Origin of the sequence: Streptomyces sp. TLI_55, from assembly GCF_900206255.1 — a bacterium.
Classification (GTDB): Bacteria; Actinomycetota; Actinomycetes; order Streptomycetales; family Streptomycetaceae; genus Streptomyces; species Streptomyces aquilus.
In genome coordinates this window covers 207,688-228,222 of record NZ_OAOJ01000002.1, presented here as the reverse complement: position 1 = coordinate 228,222, position 20,535 = coordinate 207,688, and the positions used below count along the sequence as shown (strand labels likewise).

2 protein-coding genes are annotated in these 20,535 nt (G+C 71.2%); both read right to left on the bottom strand.

The window, feature by feature from the left end; translation table 11 throughout:
- Positions 1-27 precede the first annotated feature (27 nt).
- Positions 28-2,706, bottom strand: a complete 2,679-nt coding sequence (locus CRP56_RS43895) for a right-handed parallel beta-helix repeat-containing protein (RefSeq protein WP_097275412.1) — start codon at positions 2,704-2,706, stop codon at positions 28-30.
- Positions 2,703-20,441: a scabin-related ADP-ribosyltransferase gene (locus tag CRP56_RS43890; protein WP_143665012.1), complete on the bottom strand. Its 17,739-nt coding sequence runs from the start codon at positions 20,439-20,441 to the stop codon at positions 2,703-2,705. Before CRP56_RS43890 ends, CRP56_RS43895 begins: the two co-directional genes overlap by 4 nt.
- Positions 20,442-20,535 lie beyond the last annotated feature (94 nt).

Here is a 20,535-nt window from a genome sequence, read left to right as displayed (position 1 = left end):
GAGTACAGCGGTCGTGGGCGGACAGGGTCAGGGCCACTCGGGCAGGTCCTGCGGCCGCAGGGTGATCAGGTCGGTCTCGTCGGGAGCAGCCATCTCCGCCACCCGGTACGCCTGACGCTCGGTCATGGCCTGGAAGGTCTGCCGGGCGGTACGGCCGTTGCCGAACCGTTCGCCGCGGGGGGTCGCCTCGAAGTACGCGCCGAGTGCCTCGCGGGCGGGCTCCGTCAGCCGGTACTGGTGCCGCTCGGCGTGGTGCTCGACGATGCTCACCAGCTCCGGTGTGTCGTAGTCCTCGAAGAGCAGGGTGCGGCTGAAGCGGGAGGCCAGGCCGGGGTTGGAGTCGATGAAGTGCTCCATCTCGTCGGGGTAGCCGGCAACGATGACCACCACCGAGTCGCGGTGGTCCTCCATCAGCTTCACCAGGGTGGCGATCGCCTCGTGGCCGAAGTCGTTGGAGCCGGCGGCCGGGGTCAGCGAGTACGCCTCGTCGATGAACAGCACCCCGCCCATCGCCTCCTCGAACACCCGCTGGGTCTTCGGGCCGGTGTGGCCGACGTACTCGCCGACCAGCGAGGAGCGGTCCGCCTCGACGAGGTGTCCGCGGTCCAGCAGGCCGACCGCGGCGAGGATGCGGCCGTAGAGCCGGGCGACAGTCGTCTTGCCGGTGCCGGGGTTGCCGGCGAAGACGAGGTGCCGGCTGAGCGGGGGCGCCGCGAGCCCCGCCTCCTCCCGGCGCCTGACCATCCGCATGAGTTTCACCAGCGACGACACGTCGTTCTTGACCCGCTCCAGGCCGACGAGTACGTCCAGCTCGGCGAGCAGGTCCTCCAGGCTCTCCTCCGGAACCTCTTCCTCGTCCTCGCCGTCGGGATCGCGGGGCGTGGCGGACAGCGATCCCGCCGCCGCGGTCGCCGGGACACCGGCGGAGACAGGACCCGCACCTGCCGTGCCGGGGGCGGCCCACACCGCGTTCTTGACGTCTCGCGAGACACAGCCGGCCACCTCGGGCAGGGCGCCCTCGTCGACGCTGAGATCCTCCCCGCAGTCCGTCACCAGCAGGTGGCGCAGTACGGGTTGTGCGTCGCCGCCGACGTGGACGGCCGGGTAGGCGGTGGTCGACAGCACGCAGTCCTCGTACCGGCCCTTGCCGCCCTCGTCGACGAACAGGCCGTTCTTCCCGGTGTCCTTCACGGTCGTGCGCAGTACGGTCGGGTCGCCGTCGCGGGCCACCACGAGCCCGGAGCCCACGGTGCCGGAGACCGCGCAGTCGCGCAGCGTCGGCGCCGCCTTCTCGGCGATGACGATCCCGGCCGTGCCCGCGCCGCTGATGCGGCAGTCGGTGAACTCCGGGACGCTGTCGGGGCCGCAGGTCAGTCCGGCGCGTTCGACGTCGATGATCCGGGCGTCCTTGATCCTCACCTCGCCCCGGGACTGGGCGGTGACGCCGTTGCGGCTGCGGCGTACCGTGACGCCGTCGACCGTGGCGGCCGCGTAGCCGTCCAGGTTGAGGCCGGACAGGCCGCAGCCGGTGAGCCGGCAGTCCTCCGCCGTGAGCCGGCCGCGTTCGCTGACGCCGATGCCGTGTTCGGGGGTGTCCTCCACCCGCAGGGCGGCGAGTTCAGCCGTGGCCTCGCCCGTGATGTGGACGGCGCTGTAGGAGGTGTCCCGCACGGCGCCGCCGACGACCCGGATCTCGGCCCGCTCGCCGACCAGGATGCCGTTGCCCTGCGCGCCGCGCACGGTGGTGTCGGCGACGACCGCCCGGGCCGAGCCGCGCACCACCACGCCGGAGGCGCCGGAGCCGTTGATCCGGCAGTCAATCAGCTCAAGGCGCGCGCTGCCGTCGGCGGAGACACCGGCCGCCGCGCTGTCCCGTACGGAACACGTGGACACCAGGACGTCCCCGGTACCGGCCGCGAGAATCCCGGCGGCACCGGCGCCGGTCACCTCGCCCCCGGTGATGCGCACCCCGCCGCTCTCGCCGTCCTCGGTACGGGCTGCCGAGCCCAGCACGCGCACGGCCTCCGCCGCCGCGTCCTTGAGCCGGCACTCGTCCAGCACCACGGCCGCCCGCTCCTCGACGAGCAGGCCGTTGCGGCCGGGCTTGTCGACGGCGCAGCGCCGCAGCACGGCCGTGGCCTCGCCGCGGACCCGGATTCCGGAGCCGCCGACCGCACGTACCGTCGAGTCCGTCAGGTGCGCGGTGGCGGCACCGGAGACGACAACGCCGGTGCCCTCGATGCCGGTGACGAGGGTGTCGGTCAGCCACAACTCCCCGGTGGTGTCGGCGTGCACACCGGCCAGGGCCGCTTCCCGGACCACGCTGCGGGTGATCCGCAGGGAGGCCGCGCACACGGCCTCGACCCGGCCGCCGGCGATGTCGCAGTCCCGCAGTTCGGTGGTGCCCGCCGTCACCAGCACCAGCGGCCGGGACGGGTCCGCGCCCAGCACGGTGAGACCGTGCACCGTCGCGGAGGCGGCCAGTTCCAACGCCGGCAGGCCGGGCTCGACCGGCGTCAGCCGTACCGTGCCGGGGCCTTCCTCGGCGACCAGCGTCACCGCCCGGTCGACCAGCAGCCGTTCAGCGTACTCGCCCGGGGCGATCCGGATCTCGTCCTCGTTGTCCGCCGCCCGCACCGCGTCGGCGAGGGTACGGAACGCGCCACGGCGCGCGTTCGGCCGTACGTGATGGATGGCGGGGCTCACCGTCCGGTTCCCTCCGTGGGTGCGGGGCGGCCAGGCTCCACGAACCCGGGATTGGTCACGTAAGGGCCGACTGCGCGGCCCGCCTCCAGCCGCTGCGCGCCGCGGATGTGGCGGCCGTCCACCCCGCCCGGGTAAAGCACCTCGGCGCGCTCCGGGTGCGGGGCGGCCAGGTCGAGCGTCGCGTCGACGTCGACTCCGCCGGGCGCGGCGATGTCGTACCGCCAGCCGTAGCGGCCGAGCAGTTCGGTCGCGGCCAAGTCCCCGAGGACGGTGGCCTGATCCCGCAACCAGCCGATCTTCCGGGTGGCGGTGAGCCAGGCGCTGTCCGGGACTCCGCCGACGTGGGCCGCGACGTGCACCAGCTGATCACCTGCCGGACGCAGCCCGTCGGCGAAGACGGCGGCCGGGTGCTCCGCCCCCGCGCCTGCGAAGACGTACAGCTCCTCGTCGTCCGCGCGCCAGTGCAGGCCGGCGCTCCAGGGCGCGGTCTCAAGCGCCGATACGAGGGGATCGGCGGCCTCGGCAGCGGCGATCCGCGCGGGTGCCGGGGCGGCGTTGTGCGCTGTCGCCGTCGTCGGCAGTCTCAGGGGCGTGACGGCCACCGGCCCGCTGTGGCCGGGCAGCTGCCAGTGCCAGGCTCCGACACCCCCGTCCGCGGTCGGCGGCACGAAGACACCCCGCAGTCCGAGGGCGCTGTTCTCGATCGCGTACGAGGAGGTGTGCGGGGTGTCTCCGTCGTGGCCCCACATCGTCCAGCGACCGGTGTGCACCAGGACGTCCGGGAACCGTTGCCGGACGGCGTCGAAGGCCGCTGCCGGGTCCGGGTATGCCGTTCCAGCAGCCTCTTCCAGGTCTGGGTGTGCCGTTCCGGCCGCCTCAGATGCTCCGACCGGCACGGATTCCTCCTCGACCATGACATGTGTTCCGTTCGCGACCTTACCCGGGGAAGGTGTCGCCTTCGCGACCGAGGTGTGCGCTGACACAAGTGTGCCATCTCCGGCAGGTGTCTCCGCTGTCCGGGCGGCCGGTCCGACCGCTCCGGGCTCAAGTGTCTCGACGGTGAAACCGAGCCCCGCCTCCTGGGCGAACTGCTCCAGCCGCGCCTTCTGTTGATGCGCCGGCGTACCGCCCTCCCGGACCAGCACGATCCGCTCCACGTCTTCCCAGCGCACCCCGCCGTGGAGCTGGACCTCGAAGAACCCGACGAGGTGGCGCTCCAGTTCCCCGGTGTCCCGCAGCAGCCGGAACTCCTCGTCGTAGCGGAAGCCGGTCGCCTCGGCGAAGGCGAGCCGGACCAGCCGGTCGGGTCCGTGGTTCAGCAGCGGCAGCAGGTTGCCGGAACCGGTGACGCTGCGGGCGCCCTGCCGTCCCGGGCTGAAGCTGTCCCCGGGGGTGAACGTGGCCCGCTCCAGCAGCTCGTGCTTGAGGTGGAAGACGGCGTTTCCGTACAGCCCCAGGCCGCGCGGCCGGTGCCGCGAGGTGAGGGCCGCGTAGTTCGGCAGGTCCGCGCGGTCGGCCGGGGTTGGGGCGAAGGACTCGTCCCAGGCGTCCGGTCCTGGCCTGGGCCGGTAGATCCCGGACGCGTGGGTGGTCCGCTTCACGCTCGCGGGGTAGCCCATCGCCTCCTCGGCGGCACCGCGCCGTTCGAAGTACCGCAAGTAGCCGGGGACGACCTCCCACACGTTGCGCAGCAGCCGCTCGTCGCCGGTCATCGCGTCCAGCAGCGTGCCTTCGCCCACCCGCGCGCCGAGATCGATGTTGACCGTCGGTGAGAGGTCCGCCAGCAGATGCCGGTGCACCTGCCGGACGAACCGGCCGAGGTTCTCCTCGTCGAACGGATAGGACCGCGTCCAGCGCCAACTGCCGCGGCCTTCCAGCAGGTTGGCGGTCAGCCGGTCCCAGTCGGCCGACAGGGTGCGCAGGGCCCGCCGTTCGGCCAGCACCACCGCGACGAGCTGGGCGGGCGCCAGCTTCCGCAGCGAGGTCCGGTCCTCCAGGACGCGGAGCAGTCGCACGTCCTCCTCGAAGGACGTCACCTGCCGCTGGACCACCTTCTTCAGCTGGGATGTCTGCTCGGCGGCCGTCAGCGCCTTGTCCAGCAACTGCCGCTGTACGGCGATGTCCCCCGCGTACGCCTCCTGGCTGGTGGCCGGGTCGGCGGGCCGGCCGTGGGCGGACGCCGGGTCGCTCACCCAGTGCGCGACCGTCAGGTCGGGGCCGCCGGGGACGAGGGCGTAGGCCTCTCCGTCGTCGGTGTCGAAGACGACGTGGCTGGCGGACGGGATGTGCTCGACGGAAACCACCTGGCCGACGGGGGCCTCGGAGGTGTACGGCACACCTCCTCTGCGCGACCGCGACCAGTGCGGCGCCCCGCCGCCGAGTCCGGGCACGGACCCCTCACGGACGACCGGCACCGGAAGCGGCCGACCGCCGGTCACCTCCGACCAGTGGGCCTCAGCCAGGAGTTCGGCGGCCTCGGCCCGCTCCCACTGCGCATGGGCCATCGCCCGCCGGGTGCCGTCGGCATCGGTGACGCCGCCGACACCGGTCTCCTGCCGCTCCTTCAGATCGCTCAGCACCCGCTCGGCCTCGGCCCGCAGCCGCCGGGCGTCGCTCAGCGCGGCGCCCGCGTCGATGGCCTCGCCCTCGTCGACCGTGAACTCGGCCCGCTGTTTGCCCTTGCCGGGGGAGGGGGCGGGCACGGGCGTCTCCGTACGCTCCGGCGATGCCGCCCGCGTGAAGACGTGGCCCTGGTCGACCACCACATGTTCGGTGATCTGCGCCGAAGGCACCGAGACGCCAACCGGGACGATGCCCGAGACCTTGGTCTCCGTGCCGCCGCCGCGATGGAAGGTGAAGGTGAACTCGACGTGCCCGTCGTAGTGTTCGAGCCGTGTCGGGATCTTGGCGTTGGTGAAGGTACGGCCGCCCGTGACCTGGTCGCCGCGGGTGCGTCGCCGGAAGCCGCCGCCGAAGGTCATCGCCGCGCCCAGCTTGCTCTCCAGGGTGCCGGCGACCGCGCCGACCTGGCCCAGCAGGAAGAACTGCCGTGAGTGCAGGTCCCGGCGTCCGTACACGTAGGTCTTCTCGGTGGCCAGGGCGACTTCGGCCTTGGGTTCGGGGCGCGCGTGCGTCAGGTCGAGCACCTGCGCCCTGACCGACACCCACGCCTCACGGCCGTTCACCCGGAACGACTCGCTGCGCAGCTCGCCCCCGCGGGTCAGCTCCGGGAGCGCCGCCATCAGCCGGTCCTTGGTGAAGCCGCCCATCACCAGCTCGCCGCGCCGCTGCCCGGTCCGGGTGACGTCCGACCAGGCGCCGCCGAACACCTTGCCGCCTTCGTTGTCGAGCAGACCCCGCAGGGACTGGACGTCGGGCAGGTCCCGGACGAGCTGCCCGTCGGACATCCCGTGCGTCAGCAACGACTCCGGCGGCCTGGGGACTTCGACCGGTGCGGGTGCCGCACCCGGCCGCTCGGCGGGCCGGGGGCGTGGGGCGCCGAGTGCGGGAGCCGTGAAGCGGGCCTGGTCGGGACCGGCGACCTTGACGGCATCGGCGCTCGGCAGCAGCGCCTGGAAGCCGATCTCGGCCTCGCCGACACCGCGCACCCGCACCCCGAAGGTCCTCTTGGTCATCGGGGAGAAGCCGAGCGTGCCCTGGCCGGTCCGCCGGGTGTCGACCGCGTTCCGGATACGTGTGCTCTGGTCCGTGAGTGCCTTGTCGAACGTGGCCTTGGCCTGGTCGAGCCGCGACTTGAGCGCATCGGTTGGGTGGCCTTCCGCCGAGGCCGCCCCGAACTGCCGTTGCAGGTCGGCGACCTCCTGGCGCAGTTCCTTGAAGCGGACCTGTTCGTCGACCGTGCCCTTCGGCACGCGGGTGTCGACCCCGCGCCCGAAGGGCCGCCAGCGGTCGCGGACCTCGATGTGCAGCCGGGCGACACCGTCGTAGACACTGCCGGGCACCTTGGTCTTGGTCCCGGCGGCGGAGCGTATGCCGGAGGAGGAGTCGGCGAGGTGCTCGGACTGGGTGGTGTGGGCGAGGGTGCCGCCGCCGAACACCTCGGCCGGGGAGCCGCCGATCGGATCGGAGGTGCCGACGACGGTGACGTTGGTGCCGTCGGAGGTGATCTGCGGCCCGGTCAGTCCGCTCTCCGTTCGTCCGCCGCCCGTGCCGTCCACGGTGGCCGAGTTGAACTCGGTGGCCTTGGTGTCGGCGGTGTGGATCATCTCCTGCACGCTGGCGCGGATGGCCACCTCACGGCCGTTCACCCGGACCACCCACGGCTGTCCGGCCATCATCGACTTCAGCCGGCGCTGGAACTCCGACGCGGGCAGCCGCTCCGCGAGCTTCGCCCGGGCCGCCTTCCAGTCGGCGGCCGAGCCGAACAACTTCGGCCCGTTCGGGTCCAGTTGCCGCAGTACGTCGTCCACGAGCCGGGTTCCGGCAGCATCGCCCCGCACCGGGCGGGTGTCGAGCACGACGTCCTCAGCGCCGAGGCGCAGCGAGTCGGCGATACCGTCGGGGACCCGGCGGTACTGGTCGGGCCGGAGGGCCGCACCGGTGGCGGGATCGGCGGGCAGGTCACGAACCGGGAAGGCGAACTCGCCGCCGTTGGTGACGGTGAACGTCCGCTCGCCGCCCCGGCCCGGCAGCGCGTGGGAGACCTTCACCTCGACCGTGTAGGTCACCTCGCCCTTGAACACGGCCGCCGGTTCGACGGTCTTGTTCTTGGCGACGACCCCGCCGCGGACGTCGACGCCGTGACCGGCGACAGACTCGTTGTGGCGCACATGGCCGAGCGTGAAGGTGACGTGCGGGGCCTTGAACCCGGCGCGCTCCCACAGGGTGCGCCGTACGTGGGTGTCCTTCTGGACGGACGCGGCGGCGGCGGACTCCGTGCCCTGTTCGAACTCGAAGTCCTTCTCGACGCGCAGGTACTCGGTCATCTTCGCGTCGGCCGCGGTGATCCGGATGTCGGCGGTCAGCGGTCCGGCGCGGAAGCTGCCGCCCCAGGTGTCGCCCGCGGTGAGCCCTGCGGTCCTGGGCTGGAGGGCGATCGAGTCGAAGAACTGCGCCACCTCGCCCTCGACCTGGTCCCAGCGTTCCCCGAAGGTGTCGGAGAGCTGCCGCCTGAGCTCCTTGACGACCTGGTCACCGGGCAGTTCGAGGACGGCGTCGCCGTTGCCGATCCGTCCGGAGTCGGACACCCGGAGCGGGGGCCGCACACTGAGGTCGGGCGCGGCGGGCGCGGGGCGCGGGGCCGCGACGGATTCCTGGCGGTGGAACACCTGGATGCCCGCGGCCCCCTCCGTGATCTCGTACCGCTGCGTGTGGCTCTTCGGGATGGCGACGACGAACCGCACGTCGGTCCGGCCGCCGTGGGTCGCGTCCTCCCCGACGCGTCCGATGTGCGCGTCGACGCCGACCGTGGCGATGTACACCGTCATCGGCTCGGGGTACTTGGCGCCGGCCACACTGCTGTGCCCGCCGGACACCCCGTCGGCGGTGCGGTACCGGTGTGCGATGCCGCCGCCGGGGGCGTGCACGGCGAGGGTGACGTCGCTGCCGAGCTCCGGCTGCACGCCACCCTGCGCCAGCTGACCGTGACCGAAGGCCGAGCCGAGCCGGCCGCCTGTCTCGTCCGCGACATCGCTGAGCAGGTTGATCTCGGCGGCGTCCAGGGTCCGCACGTACTCCAGCGACTCCAAGCGCCCGCTCAGGCTCAACTGCGCGTTGGAGCGCAGCGGCAGGGGCAGCGGGGCGCTGCGGGCGGTGGTGCCCCGGGTGAGCTGGGGCAGGGTCGCCGCGAGCTGCTCCCGGGTGGCCATGTCGTGCGCGGCGGGGCGTACGTCGGCCCAGCCGGCACCGAAGTGTGCGCGCCCCGCACCGTCCACGAGGTCGGCGAGCCGGGGCGACTGCGCGGCTCCCAGGGCACGTTCCTCGCCGGACAGGACGTCGAGGACGACCGTGTGGGACGGCAGCCCGTCCCAGACCCCGGCCGCGGGCCGCCAGGCGTGGTCGCCCTCCTGGAGGGCGGGGGCAGCCATCCGGCGCGGGCCCTGGGGCCGGGTGGCGGCGGAGAAGACGCTCGGTTCGGCGACGGGGCGGGCGTCGGCGGCGTCGACGAGGACCTGGAAGCCGAGTTGGGCCCGCCCGCCGGGCGGGGTGTTCGTCGCCGGGTGCGGCGTGCGGCCGGTGTCTGTGGCGGGGGTGGCGGCATGCGTCGGTGTCGGTGCCGGGGCGGGGGTGGCGGTGTGTGCCGGTGCGGGGGCGGGGATGGCCGTGTGTGCCGGTGCCGGGGCTCCGAGAGGGTCTGCGCGGTGGACGAAGGAGAGCGTGGCCACGCCGTCGAAGACGGCACCGGGCACCTTCATCTTCACCGCGGTACCGGTGCGGACCGAGTCCTGCACGGTCAGCGCGCCGTCACGGTCGAACTCGCCGTGCCCGACGCCGGTGACGGTGGTCGGCCCGGCGTGCAGGTCGGCGCTCTGTGCCTGCATCGTGGCCCGTACGCCGTGTTCGGAGCCGCGTGTGTGAGTGTAGACCCGGGTGACGTCCGAGCCGGTGTTGAACTCGGTCTTGTCGGTGTTGCGCAGGTGCTTCATCGTCGTCACCTCGGCGGTGACCAGCAGACTGCCCTCGTCCGCACCGAGGTCGATCTCCAGCGCCTCACCCGCAGTCATGCCCTTGAGCCGGTACTGAAGGGAGTCCAGGGAGCCGATGCGGTCCAGGACCAGCTCCCGGACCGCGGGCCAGCGGTCGCCGAAGGCCCGTTTGCCGTACGACTCCAGTGAGTGGGGGTCGGCACCGCTGCCGAGGAGGGCCTTGTGCAGGGTGCCGGAGACCCGTGCGCCGTCGGCGTCGACGAGGAACAGGTCGCGGACGGTGTCCATGCCGCCGAGGGCGAGGGTCTGCTCGACGCGGGCCGGCGGCAGATAGTGCTGGATGGCGGACTGCGGGCGGACGTCGCCCTCGGCGACGGCCACGGGCACGTTCGCCGTCACCTCGACCCGGTCGGCGGCGCCCGGCGTCAGGTGCTTGCCGAAGGTGCCGGCGACGGCGGAGAGGTCGAACTCCAGCCGGACCTCGACGTCGAGCTTCAACGCCGGCTCCGGGGTCTTCGTACGGCTGAACAGGCGCCCGCTGGAGGTCATGCGGTGCGACTCGGTACGGGACCAGTTGGAGGACAGGTGTCCCGTCAGGTCGGTCTGCGCGGCGGCCTTGCCCTTGACGAGAACACCGGCGGTGACGACCGACCGCGTCTCGCGCTGGAAGCCGTCGCGGACGAGGGACTCACTGCCGTCCTCGAACTCCAGGCTCTTGAAGGCGCCGTCCGGCTCCGCCTTCGTCACCTCGGCCCGGACCGTGATGTCGCCCCTGAACCCGGCCGTGTCCACGGTGAGGGTGTGCGTCTCGCCGCGGGTCATCGCCGACAGCGACGGCCAGACCTCCCGGCCGAGTTGCGCCTGGAGGTCGGCGCGGAGCGTCTCGCGCTGGGCCGGGGTAAGGCCGTCGAAGTGCGCGACGAGATCCCGGCTGACGCCGGCCGCGGCCTCCTGGGAGGGCAGGACGCGGTCGGCGCCACCGATCTGGCCGGTGCCGGTCATGCGGGCGGGGGGCGGCAGCGGCGCCCCTGAGGCGGACTGCGATGCGGCCTCACGCACAGGCGCAGGTGCAGGCGCGGGCCCGGCTGCGGCGGGAAGCGCGGTGTCGACATGGGGTACGCCGGCATGGGATACGGCGGCGGGCGGGTTGTCGGCATGGGATACGGCGGCGGCGGGCGTGGCGTCGGCATGGGATACGGCGGCGGGGGGCGCGGTGAGGGGCTCCCCGAGCGCCTTCTCGACCTCGGCGTGCTCCGCCCCGGACACGCCGGGACCGGGCGGGCCGGCCGACTCGGCTTCGCGTACCGGCCGTACGGCGAGACCGTCCGGAGACGGCGGCAGGAGTAGGTGGCCGCCTTGCTCGGTCAGGAGCAGTCCCCCGTTCACTCGCCGGACGAGGCCCTTACCCTCCAGGTCCTTGGAGACCTTGTCGTAGGCCCGCTTGCTGAGGCCGAAGGTCTTGCCTGCCTCGGTCGGTGCGCTGAGGTCGCCGTGCTCGACCAGGCCCCGGGCCACCGTCACCAGATCGGGGGTGGTCCTGTCCCCGAAGAGCGGGGACAGCGCCGTGTGCAGACGGGTGCCCTCGGCGTCGGGGAGCGTGGCTCCGGCACTCTGGACGGCGGGTGTCTTCGATCCGGATGCCTTGGGGCCGGCCCCCTTGGCGCCCACACCCTTCGCCCCGGAGGGCTTCGCAGCCGGTGTGTGGTCCGCGCTCTGCCATGTCGTGAGTTTCGTGTCGATGTGCTGGACGAGGTCCGTCCGTTCTTTCAGCAGCTTGGTCGCCAGGTCCCGTCGTTCGCCGGTCGAGCCCTCCTGGAACGCCTTCGTCAGGTCGACCGACTGCTGGGCGTGCGCCTTCGCGTCCTTGAGGTGGTCCTTGGCCTTGCCGTCATGGCCGGTCGCCTTGCTGTTGTCGGCCTGGCGCAACGCGTCCGACGCCATGTCGTGCTGCTTGCCCGCGGCGCGGGCGACGGGGTCGATCGTGCCGTCGAGGAGATAGCGCCCGTCACCGTGCTCGTTGACGACGCGCAGGGGCTGCGGCATGCCGTGGTGGACCGCGGCGTTCATCGGGGTGATGGGCAGACCGGAGCCGAACTTGGCCTCGGGCCGGAAGAGTTGGGAGACGACCTTGCCCAGCCCGTCCGTGTCGAGCCCGAGGACATGGGCCGGGAAGGCGCCGCCGATGCTGTCCACTTCACGGATGACCGACAGCGCGAGCGCCTCCACCACGTGCTGCCCGTGGAAGACCTCCTGCTCGAAGGTGACGGTCCGGGACGCGCCGCTGTTCTGCGGATAGGTGTGGGTCCACTGGGCCCGCTTGCCGATGTCCGTGAAACCCTCGTCGTACTGCCCTGTCCGGAAGACCTTCGCACCGGGTTCCTGGGTCGGTGCCATCTGCTCGTTCAGGGACAGTTCCCGCATCGTCTGCCGGTCCAGCGGGTGCAGCTGGTCGTGGAGCGACACCCAGCCGCCGTGCTCTTCGAGCACCTTGGCGTCGAAGACCAGGGTGGTCGGTCCGTAGCGGCTGGCCATGGCCCCGTCCCCGACCTCCATGCGGAAGAAGACGAAGTCGTCGTTGCCGAGATTGGTGGTGTTGTTGGCCGAGCTCTTGCCGGAGGCGAGGTGTTTGACGTTCCGGCGGGCCAGGTCGCCCTGGGAGGACATCACCCCGCTGTTGGCGATGGCGTGGTAGGCGGGTGTGGCGTGCTTGATGCGGTACGGCAGGTCCAGCAGCCGCTGCTTCAGGGCGCGGAAGGCCTCCTGCCGCTCGGGCGGCATCTTCGCGATGAGGGTGTCGATCTCCTGGCGCAGATTCTCGATGTTCTTCTGCGACAGCTTCTGGACGAACGCCTCCTGCTGCGCGATTCCCTCGCGCAGGCTCGTCAGCTCGGCCTGGGAGAGCTCGTGGGTGGGCGCCGGCTGCCGGGACGTCAGCTTGTCGAGGTCGCCGAAGACCTCCTTCCACTGGCCCTCGCTACCGGGCAGCACCGCCTGCCACTGCGTTCCGGTCGGGACGTCGGCGTACGCCTTGCCGGTGCGGAAGTCCCGGAGCCAGTGCGTGGCCCCGTTGCGCAGGCCCTCGGCCGCCTTGTGGGTGTTGAAGGGGTCCGTGAGCCGTACGGCCGTGCCCGGGCCAGCCTTGCTGAGGGCGTCGTCCGCGAGGTCCACGAGGTGACCGGCCGCGAGGGCCAGCGGCCCGTGCGTGTTGCGCAGGGCGTAGATGCCGCCGTGTGATGCGGCGTCCGTGATGAAGCCGTCGAGCATCCCGTGGAGTTGGCCGACGGACGCACGTACCTCGTCCACCTGGGCCTGGACGTCGGCCCGCGTCGCATGGCTGCCGTCCGCCAATTGTTCTTCCAGCCGCGCGGCCTGGACACGTATCCGCTTCGCCTGGTCCTCGATGTCCTTGCCAGTCCACAGGACCTGGTCCGGCCGGGCATCTGGGCCGTCGAGTCCGCGACGTGCGCTGATGTCGAGTGCGCGGGCGTGTTGTTGCAGACGCGTCGCGTGCTCGACGTCGGCGGCGCCGGCGAAGGTGTCGACGAGGCGGCTCAGTTCCTGCTGCGTATGTGTGCCGGCGCGTACGGCGTCGTCCACCGCGCCGTCCAGCGCGCGCCAGGCCTGCGACACCTTGGCGTCGGCCGCGTCCAGCTCGGCCTTCCTCGCGTCGAACTTGGCTTGCTGCGCCTGGTAGTTCTTCTCCTCCGACTCGGCTTCCTTCTGTGCCTTCTGGTACTGCCTGGTCTGCTGTTTGGTCGGCTCGGGAAGCTGGTCGTACTCGGACTTCAGGGCCTCGAACTTCTGCCGGGCGGCCTGCGACTTGGCCAGTGCGCCGTCCCGGGCGACGGTGGCGTCCTCCAGCCGCACTTTCGCCGACGGCACCTGGCCCGCCACCTTGGTGTGCTCGGCCAGCAGGTTGCCCAGGGCGTGCGGCTCGCCCGCCGGGTGCGGGGCCGCCGCCTGATGCCCACCGGCTACCGCGCGCGGGCGCTTCTTCAGGCTCTGGGAGTAGAGGGCGGACAGGTCCCGGTCGACCCGATCAGGGTCAAGCCCCAGTCTCACCAGGTCCTGCTTCGCCGAGTCGAGTTGGGTGTTCGCGGCGGCCATGTCCTGCCGGATCTTCACCTCGTGCGCGCTCGGCCCGCTCGACCCACCGGCATGGGGCTGACCGCCCCGCACCTGCCCCTCAAGCCGGCCCACGTCATAACGCGCCTGCGTGAGCTTCCCCCAGGCCGCCACCCGCGCGTCGTACAACGGATGCTGCGAGCCACCGAACAACGCGCCGACCCGTTCGACGTCCTCGTCCCAAAGCCGCGCGACATCACCCGCCGTCAGCCGCTCGACCGACGTCAGCTCCACACCACGAACCGCATGCGACAAGGAGTCCAACTCGAAGCCGACCTGGACCTTCAGCAGTTCCACCCCCGGAACCCGCTGCGGATCGGGCTCACCCGCGAGGTACCGCTGGGCCTGCGACTCCAGTTCCCACAGCACATTCACGCGCTGCACTACGTCCGGCTCCGGAACAGCCTGGTACTCGCGCAACAGCTCGTCCAGGACCCGGATCTCCGACCACGACCGGACACCCGTCAGCGTCGACGTCTGCTGCTTGAAGACGACGGGATCCAACATGTCGGGCCGACGCCCACCATTCACACCCACGGACCCCTGAACCCGACCGGGCCCATCGGCCGGGTCGGCGGCCTTGGACCCGGTCTGAGATCGGCCGGGCGCGGCAGGGGCGTCAGGCGTGACATGTACGTCGGGGGCGGCATGTATGTCGGGCGCGGCGTGTATGTCGGGCACGGCATGGGCGCCGGACACGGCATGGGCGTCGGGCGAGGTGTGGGCGTCGGGCACGGCATGGGCGTCGGGCACGGCATGGGCGTCAGGCGAGGTGTGGGCGTGGGGCCCGCCGTGGGCTTCGGTCACCACAGTCCGCTCCGGCACCTGCCCCGCGGAAACGTCGGTCTTCGCCGCGACGGACTCGGAGGCCTTGGCCCCAGGGGTCTCGGATGGCGCGGTGACCGCGGACTCGGGCACCTTGGGCCCGGGCGGTGTGACCGGCGAAGACTCCGACGCCTTGGGCCCGGACGGTCCGGACGGCGTGGCCGTTGCTGCCGATGCCTTCGGCTCCGCGACCGCCGTCGTGCCGACCTTAGGCTCGGGCAGCTGGATGTCGGCGATCGGGCGGCCTTCGCGCGCCCCCGACACCGTCTTCACCTGCACGTCAGCAGCCGTCACCTGCGCGTCGCCGGACACCGGCACCCCGGCCTTCCCGGCCGGTGCCTTGGGCTTGCCGGAGGGCTTCGGACCGGCGACTTGGGAGGGCTTCGGAGCCTTCGTCGCAGCACCGTCCTTCGGAGCCTTCGCGGCACCGTCCTTCGGGGGCTTCGCGGCGTTGTCCTTCGGGGGCTTCGCGGCGCCGTCCCTGTAGCTCGTGCCCTTCGGTTTGGGCGTTTCGCCCGTGCCGGGCTTGTCGCCGTCGCCGTGGAGGGTTTTGACCTCCACCTTCCAGTTGCCCTGAAGGTGCTCGATCTTCGCTAGGAGCGACTCCCGCCGCTCAAGGAGGCGCTCGATGAGTTCCTGGCGTTCCGGGTTCTTGAGCTGCCACCCCTTCGTCAGCCCGATGGACTTCTCGATGGAAGCCTTCGCTTCCTTCAAATGGGCGTCGATCTTCACGGTGTTGTTCTCCTGCACACCGTGCTCGGCCGACCGGAACGCGTCGTCCGCCGCATCGGCGTGCTTTCCTGACCACCGCCCGATCGGGTCCATCGTCCCGTCGGGGAAGTACCGGCCGTCGCCGTCCGGATCGTGCACATGCAGGGGTTCCGGGCCGACTCCCAGGAGGTTCCACTCCCCCTGCGAGAGCCCGTCCACGGCCTTCGGCGTGATCGGAAGACCCGACCCGAACTTCGCCTCCGGGCGGAACAGTTTCGACACCAGACGCCCGAGATCGTCCGCCGACATCTTCAGCGCGAGTTCCGTGTATTCGGAACCCATGAGAACGACTTCGCGCACCACCGACAACGCGAGCGCGTCGGTCACGTGCTCGCCGTGGAACACCTCTTTCTCAAAGGTGACCGTCCGCGTCAGATCGCCGTTCTGCGGATACTTGTACGTCCACTGCGCGTGCTCGCCGATCTTTTCGAAACCCGAGTCGTACTGCGCGCTGCGGAACACCTTCGACGTCGGCGCGTCCCCCGGCGCCGCGCCCTTCTGTTTCACTTCCAGCTTCTGCATCGCCGGACGGTCCAACGGATGCAACTGGTCGTGCAGGGAGACCCAACCCCCGTGATCCTTCAGGACCTTCGCGTCGAAGACCAGAGTGGTCGGACCGTAGCGGGTCGCCATCGGCGCGTCGCCGACATCCATCCGGAAGAACACGAAGTCGTCGTTGCCGAGACTCGACGTGTTCTTCACCGAACTCTTCCCGGACGCCAGGAATTTCACGTCCCGGCGTGCCAGGTCACCCTGCGAGGACATCAGACCGCTGTTCGCGATCGCGTGATACGCGGGCGTGGCGTGCTTGATTCGGTAATCCAGGCCCTTCAGATTCGCCAGCAGCCCGCGCAGCTCCTGTTCCCGGCCGGGGTGCTGCTTCATCAGCCCCTCGACCTCGGATTCCAGTGTCGTCAGGTTCTTCTCCGAAAGATCCCGCACGAACTTCTGCTGCTGTTCGGGAGTCAGCTTGTCCAGGCTGCCGTACAGCTTCTTCCAGTCCTCGTCCCGCCCCGGCAGCACGGTCTTCCACTGCGTCCCCGTCGGGACATCCTGGTACGCCTTGTCCGAGCGGAACTTCCGTACTACCTGCCCCAGTTCATGGAAGTCGGCCAGGGCCTTCTCCGTGCTGAAGACACCGTCGATACGCACTACGTCGCCCGGTGCGGCGTTCTCGAGCGCGTGATTCACTCGTTGCGCGAGCTTGCCCGCCGTGAACGACAGCGCTCCGTGCTCCGCGCGCAGCCCGTAGATGCCGCCCACCGAGGCGGCGTCCTTGATGAACCCCTTCTCCAGCATCGACCCGAGGCTGTCCGCCGACTCGCCCAAGCCCCGCGCGGCATCCTTGAGCCCCGTTGTCACCTTCACCTCGACGAAGTCCAGGTGCCCCGACTTCTTCACCGGCCCGAGCAGCCCTTCCAGCTCCTTGGCCTGCGCCAGCACCTGCGCCGCGTGCCGCTTCACCTCCTGGCCCGTCAGCGCGATCTGGTCCCAGCGGACCGGACCGCCCGTGCCCAGGTCGGCCCGCGTCAGACGGGTGAGCTCCTCCGCGTGCGTCCGCAGCACGCCTGCGAGGTCCAGATGCCCCTCGGCGGCGAACTTCTCGACGTACCGCTGCACATCCCGCTGGGTGAGGTCACGGGCGGCCACATGGAGATCCACGCCGGCGGCCAGATCGTCCTTGGCCTTCTGCAGCGCGTCCTGGGCCTTCTTCAGCTCGGTCAGAGCGGTGTCGAGACCCGGCTTGACCTTGTCCACGTCGGCCTGGGCCTTGTCGAAGTCCTTCTTCGCCTTCTGCAGCGCACGCTCATTGGTGCCCGCGGGCAGTTGGTCGAACTTCTCCTGCTGCTGCTTGAGCTTGGCGGCCTTGGCGTCGTAGGAGCTCTGCGCCTGGGCCGCCGCCGACTCGGCTTTCGGCATGCCCTTCACGGCCGCCTGATGCCCGGTCATCAGGTCGTCCAGTTTCGGCATCTCCCCGGCCGCGTGGGACGACGACGCTGTTCCCTGCACACCGGCGCCGTCCAGACGCGGATGCTCCTTCAGGCTCTGGCTGTGCAGGTCCCACAGCTGCCGGTCCATGTGTGCGCTGTCGACGCCCAGTTCGTCCAGCTGGCGTCCCAGGTCGTCGAGGTTCGCCTGCGCCGCGGACAGCTCCTGCTGAAGCTTCAGCTCATGCGCGCTCGGCCCGCTCGATCCCCCGGCATGCGGCTGATCACCCCGCACCTGCCCCTCAAGCCGGCCCACGTCGTAACGCGCCTGGGTGAACTCCCGCCACAGCTGCCGGCGATCGCCGCTCAGCGGATCGTGCGGACCGCCGAACAACGCGTCGACGCGTTCTCCGTCCAGCCCCCAGAACCGTTCGATCTCGCCGGGCGAGAACGGCAGGGACTTCCCGAGCGCGGCGGAAGTGGCGCCGACGCCAGCCTTGGTGCCGAGCCCCGTACCGTCTTCCGCGGCCTTGCCGGCCGCCCCTGCCCCGTGCCCGGACGCGCCGTCGGCCATCCGGCTCGGGCGCGGCCCGGGTATGCCCAGCGCGTCCAGGTGACCCTCGATGGTCTCGACGTCCATGCCGAGCCGGACCATCTTGCCCTTGGCGATGTCGACGGCACCCTCGGCGTGCTGGAGGTCGAGCTTGGCGGCGGCCTGGTCGACGGTCTCCGAGGGCTGCCCGAACTTGCCGCCCGTCTCGTCGAGTTGACGCTCGGCGTCGGCTACGGCGGCGCTCGCCACCTCGTACTCGTTCCAGGCGGTCAACCGTTCCGTGCCGGTCTTGCCCGCGACGCCCCCGGTCACCGCCTCGAACTTGCTCAGCGGCGCCAGCCTGCCACCGCCCGCGTGCGGGGCCGGCCTCGGCGTGGGAGTCGGGCGCAGGGCGATGTGCTCGCCGACCACGACCGCGCCGTCGTCCAGCACATGTGCGGCAGCGGTCGGGGGCGTGCCGGACCCGGTCTTGACGGCGGTCGGGGCAGCCGCGCCCGCGGTGTCGCCGGTGCCCTCCCGCTGACCGAGCAGGTCCAGGTCGGCACGGGCCGACACACCGAGCTGGTCGCCCTGCGCAGTGACCGAGGGAGATACGGGTTCCTCGGTCAGCTTCTCCGCAGCACCCGCACCCTTGCCGCCGGACAGACCGTCGAGATCCCGAACGCCCGTCTTGGCACCCGCGGCGGACGGCCCGGCCGTAGCACCGCCCCCCGTCGCCGGGTTGCCCACCGAACCGGCCTTGACATCACCGCCGACCGACCCCGCCTTCACCTCCACGCCGGGCGACGAAACGACGGCACCCGCCTGGACATCGGCCGCCGACACCTTGACGTCCGTCGCCAGAGGAGCGCTCCCGAGCGTGCCGGGCTTCACGTCCACCGTCGCCACAGACGTGTTCAGCGCCCCCGCCTTCACATCCACCGTCACCGCAGACGTATTCAGCGCCCCCGCCTTCACATCCACCGCGGGAGACAGGACCGGGGCCGGGGCCTGGAGGCCGTGCGCGGCCCCATGGGTCGTCATGATGTCGGCCGTACCGATCGCCTCGTGCACCTCGGGCGCGACGACCACCTGCTTGCCCTCGCCGTTGGTGACAGCCGTACCGCGGTAGTCGACGTGCAGCGTGGTCGGCGTACCGCTCTGGGCGCCGACCTGCATGCTGATGCCGTCGTGCGTCATGCGGACGCCGGAGATGTCGCCGTCCACGATGCTGCGCAGCTCCGGGATGCCGAGCGCGTGGAAGTCCTCGACGTGGCCGGTGGCGACGCGGACGGAGTTCATGGCGTCGCTGAACGACGTGTGCAGGCCGGTGCCGGAGGGTGTCAGGTCGCCCCGCAGGGCGTGCAGGCCGGTGGCGCCGAGGTCCGAGAGGTGGTGCGCGCCGGTGAGCGGCGTGCCGCCCAGGTTCGTGGGCAGCGGCTCCAGCAGTCCGACGCTGGTGCGCTGGAAGCCGGTGGCGTGGTCGAAGGCGGTCAGGTGGTCGATGGCGTCCAGGCCGCCCGCGTTCGCCATCAGGTTGCCGACGGAGCCGGGTTGGCCGGTCCCGTTCAGCGAGTGCAAGGAGCTCAAGCTGCCGTTGGCGCCGCCTATGTCGGTGCCGAGGTTGATGCCGTGCAGGCCGCCGAACTGGGTCTCGATGCCGGTGTTGAGGCCGTGCAGGCCGCTGGCGTCGAAGCCTGGCAGGGCACCGTGGCCGAAGCCGTCGACGGAGACTCCGGTCGGCAGCCCGGTGAGCCCGCCGTGTCCGCCGGTCAGTGCACCGATGTGCAGGCCGCCGCCGAGGGCCGACTGCGGCAGATGCGCGGTCGGGGTCAACAGGCGGGTACCGAAGCCCATCGTGAAGGCGCCTTTGAAGCTGACGCCGAGTTCGAAGAAGTCGACCGGCAGCACGGCCCCGAGCAGGAGTCGGCCGCCGAAGCTGATGGGGTAGACGGCCACCTTGCCGACCGTGGTGCTGATGCCGGCGGTGGCGACCTGGAAGTCGGTGCGGAAGGTGTTGGCCAGCAGCTTCAGGCCGCCGGCGGTGACCTTGAGGCCCTTGATGGCCAGTCCGGCCAGTCCGTTCAGTCCGCGCAGGACCAGCCCGGGCAGCGCCGTCACCCCGCTGTAGATGCCCTTGAAGGTGATGCCGGTGGTGAGGATGTGGGTCAGGGCGCCGCCGACGTCGGTCAGGCCCGCGGAGAGCGACTTGGGCAGGTTCTTCAGCGCGTTGAAGACGCCTTTGGCCAGCGCGCCGACGTTGAGGCCCTTGGTGGAGGGGAAGAGGATGCCGACGAAGGCGAGGACGACGTCCAGGACACCCGCCTTGCCCTGGGCGAAGTCGACGAGTGAGCTGATGAACATGACCATGCCGAGGCCGAAGGCGAGCAGGCCGATCCAGCCGCCGAAGATCGCGCCCACGATGGCCAGGATGATCTCCAGGATGCCCAGGCTCTTCAGGAACAGGTGCCAGGCGTCGATCGGCTGCCGGATCATGTGCTCGGCGTCCCGCATCCGCTGCTCGAACAGCCTGACCGCGTTGTGGTAGTCGTCCTGCGCGGCATGGGCCTGCGCCTTGTGCGCGGCCAGCTGCGGGTCGTCCTTCGCCAGTCCCTGAGCGCCTGACAGGGCCTGGTCCGCCTTCGCCTGAGCGTCCTGGATCGCGGTCTGGTAGGCCATGGCCGCTTCCGCGGCGGCGCCGAAGGAGTGGCCGATGGCGTCGATGAACTGCTTGAGATGCCCGTCGATCTTCTCGCGGACGGCCTCGGCGGTCTTGCCGATGAAGCCGTTGCCCGACTGGTCGAGTACGCGGTTCAGGCCGCTGGTGATCTCGTCACCCAGGTGCTCGGTGTCCCGCAGGGCTTGGTAGAGGGACGACAGGGCGTCCGGATCACCAGGGGTGGGGTCGCTGTGCATACCCAGCGCACTCCAGTCCTGCGACCGCCCCATGTGCACACTCCGTACCGTCGAACAACCCCATGACGCATGGCACGTCGGGGTGGTTGGTTCACATGTATGCATCCATCGTAGTGTGAGTACTGCC

Bases quoted from the DNA above. Each gene is read 5' to 3' on its own strand.
- CRP56_RS43890 (WP_143665012.1), bottom strand. From the start codon at position 20,441: ATGGGGCGGTCGCAGGACTGGAGTGCGCTGGGTATGCACAGCGACCCC.